Origin of the sequence: Micrococcus sp. KRD026 (assembly GCF_017168445.1) — a bacterium.
Lineage (GTDB): Bacteria > Actinomycetota > Actinomycetes > Actinomycetales > Micrococcaceae > Micrococcus > Micrococcus luteus.
This window is the reverse complement of record NZ_JABFBA010000028.1, coordinates 9288-12066: the sequence shown is the minus strand read 5'-3', so window position 1 is coordinate 12066 and position 2779 is coordinate 9288. Positions and strand designations below refer to the sequence as shown.

Annotated in this window: 3 protein-coding genes and 1 pseudogene; 2 read left to right on the top strand and 2 right to left on the bottom strand. The window is 65.7% G+C overall.

Translation table 11 applies throughout. The features are described 5' to 3' along the window. Positions 1-127 (top strand): annotated as a pseudogene (locus J1M40_RS09960) (IS5/IS1182 family transposase); the annotation flags it as partial. Between the two features lie 252 nt (positions 128-379). Here the strand turns inward: J1M40_RS09960 and J1M40_RS09955 are convergent. Together J1M40_RS09955 and J1M40_RS09950 are read right to left on the bottom strand one after the other, a co-directional pair. After that, on the bottom strand, positions 380-982 hold the full coding sequence (locus J1M40_RS09955; RefSeq protein ID WP_017488125.1) for a cadmium resistance transporter: 603 nt from the start codon (positions 980-982) through the stop codon (positions 380-382). After that, the gene (locus J1M40_RS09950; RefSeq protein ID WP_017488126.1) at positions 979-1338 is read right to left on the bottom strand and encodes a helix-turn-helix transcriptional regulator; all 360 of its coding nucleotides are present in this window, start codon (positions 1336-1338) and stop codon (positions 979-981) included. Before J1M40_RS09950 ends, J1M40_RS09955 begins: the two co-directional genes overlap by 4 nt. A 192-nt stretch (positions 1339-1530) precedes the next feature. On the opposite strand from J1M40_RS09950, the gene J1M40_RS09945 reads away from it, so the two are divergent. After that, complete coding sequence (locus tag J1M40_RS09945; RefSeq protein ID WP_065573827.1) at positions 1531-2103, top strand: recombinase family protein; 573 nt, start codon at positions 1531-1533, stop codon at positions 2101-2103. Positions 2104-2779 lie beyond the last annotated feature (676 nt).

Below are 2779 nucleotides of genomic sequence, written 5' to 3'. Positions count from 1 at the left end.
GTACGCGCACCTGAAGCAGTGGCGGGGCCTGGCGACCCGGTATGACAAGTACGCGATCATCTACAGGGCCGCTGTGGTCCTGAATGCTGTGATCGCATGGTCAAAACGATTGTCAGACATGCCCTAGCCGCCAGTGCGGGAGAAGGGTCGCACCCCCCTCCCGCCGAACGGCTCGGAGGCCCGCTCCCGTTCGTGTCCAGTCGGGTATACCCCTTTACACGCCCTGCCCTGTGGCTTCGTTCGCTTGGTGGCGGGGTTTTTGCAGCGCTCCGTGGCGGTCTTGTTGCCGCGATCACGCAGGACTGGCTGCAGGTAGGTGTCGCGGTCTGAACCGAGAGGGGTGCGCCCGGTCGGGGCCGTTTGGATCGCTGCCGCTACGTCAGAGTCCGAAGGCTCCGCCGCTGACGAGGATCACGATGCCGAGGCCGATGAGAACGATGGGGAAGAGGACGTGCTCCCAGCGTTCGAGCACTTCGGCGATCGGGGGGCGGGTGGCGACGAACTTTGCCAGGGCCACCAGGACCGCGACGAGCGCGAGGAAGACGATGCAGTAGGCGACTACTGCGAGAGGTTTCACGCTGAGGAAGACAGGGGTGTAGACGCCGATGTTGTCGCCGCCGTTGGCAAGGGTGACGCCTGCGACTGTCCACACGCCGACCTTCTTGCCGGCAACCTTGGCCTCGTCGTCATCGTCGTCATCGTCTCCGCGCCAGGCCTGCCATGCGGCCCAGAGGCCGAGGCCCAGAGGGATGAGACCGAAGTACGGGATGGCTGCCGAGGGCAGGAATGCTCCGGCGCCGATGGTCACCAGGACCGCGGCACCGAGGATGCCGGCGAATCCGAGGTACTGGCCGGCCAGAATGCGGGCGGTAGTGCCGCGCTGGCCTGCCCCTCGCGCGAAGAAGAGGGAGAGCACGATGATGTCGTCGATGTTGGTCGCTGCGAACAGGCCCATCGCCTGCAAGACCGAGGTGAGGATCATGCGCCCTCCCCAGCTGCGTCGCATCCGGGAAGCGAGCAGGCGGGATCGATGCACGGGGCGTCTTCGTCCACTGCCAGGGTGGCATCGACCAGTGCCGTCAGCGCCTGCGCCAGGTGCGAATCGGCGATCTCATATCGTGTCCGACGACCCTCGGGCTCGGAGACGACGATCCCGCAATCGCGCAGGCATGCCAGGTGGTTGGACACGTTCGGGCGTGTCAGGTCCAGATCTCGGGCCAGTTCCGCCGGGTAAGCGGGATGGTCGAGCAGGGTCAAGATGATCCGGGATCGAGTGGGGTCGGCCAGTGCACGACCCAGGCGGTTCATCACGTCGAGACGCGAAGCAATAGTCATCATGGACTGAACTATACAGCGCGAACTGAACACTCGGTCACAGGCGTCAGCCCAGATCGCATGCCCGTAAGGGGATCCTTCGCCGTACGTCGAGCGAGCTCAGTCCTCGACGACGTCTTGTGAGGGATCGTCATGTACGCAAGACCCGTACGGTGACGTGGGCGGTGAGGGGAGGGTAACTGCAACAATGGGGACATGCATGTCGGCTACGCGCGCGTCTCGACTCTGGAGCAAGACCTCTCCGCCCAACGGGAAGCACTCGAGCGCCTCGGAGTCGAGAACAAGGACATCTACTTCGACCACGGCCTGACGGGAACGACCCGCGCCCGGCCCGGGCTGCGCGAAGCGCTGGCCGCGACCCGGGACGGCGACACCCTGGTGGTGACCAAGCTCGACCGGCTGGCCCGCTCGCTCCCGGACGCGAGGGACATCGCCGACGAGCTCACCATCAAGGGAGTGGCGCTCAGTCTCGGAGGCAGCGTCTACGACCCCAACGACGCCGTCGGCCGGTTGCTGTTCAACGTGCTCGGCATGGTGGCCGAGTTTGAGGCGGACCTCATCCGCCTGCGCACCCGAGAAGGCATGGCCATCGCCAGATCCAAGGGCAAACTCAAAGGCAAGAAGCCCAAGCTCTCGCCCTCTCAGCGCAAGCACCTGCTGACGTTGCACGCCGCCGGCGAGCACACCCAAGCCGAGCTGGCCGAGCTGTTCAACGTCTCCCGCACCACCATCTACCGCGAGCTGCGCCGCACCACGACCGACACCTGACCGCGCCTGCACCGCCACTGAGCGATCACAGAAACCCGCCACCAAGCCATCACATCCACAGTGGGCGGTTTCCGATTGCTCACGTACCTGCCGCGTTGGCCTGACCGGCTCCCTGGCCGCACGGCGAGGCCTCCCCGGGCGTCCGGACAGCCTGGGTGCGGGGCGGTTTGAGTGCCCGCGGGAAGTGGACACGGCGAGTATTCCCGCCATGGCGTTGGGTTGCCCCCGGCGCACACCGCCACCAGGACTCCTGAGCCGTAATCCGCTCCACCCAGCTGGCTGGCACCCAGGCGTTGAAGGTCGACCCTCGGGGGTTGCCTGCCCCAAAGTGCGCATGTGCGCGGTTGACCCAGCAGTGGGCACTACTGCTTAGATGCCCTCGCGTTCGTGCACGCGAGGGCATGCCTCGGGCGTACGGGCACTCGAGCTATCGCCGTGGGGGGCGGGGGGCACTGCCAGGGTTGCAGCTCACCGTCGCGTGACAGCAGCCCCATCACCCTGGGCGTGGGCACGTAAAGAAATGGTGTCGCAGATAACTGCCAGGCTAGATGTTGTGGGTCATGAGGTTCTTGCCACGGGGTACGGGCTGAGATGAGACGAGCGGGCCCCGCCCGGCAGGATGGAAGTTCCTACACCACCCACCTGCCAGAAGAGACCCACTCATGACTCACGCTAA

Bases quoted from the DNA above. Each gene is read 5' to 3' on its own strand.
- J1M40_RS09955 (WP_017488125.1), bottom strand. From the start codon at position 982: ATGATCCTCACCTCGGTCTTGCAGGCGATGGGCCTGTTCGCAGCGACC.
- J1M40_RS09950 (WP_017488126.1), bottom strand. From the start codon at position 1,338: ATGATGACTATTGCTTCGCGTCTCGACGTGATGAACCGCCTGGGTCGT.
- J1M40_RS09945 (WP_065573827.1), top strand. From the start codon at position 1,531: ATGCATGTCGGCTACGCGCGCGTCTCGACTCTGGAGCAAGACCTCTCC.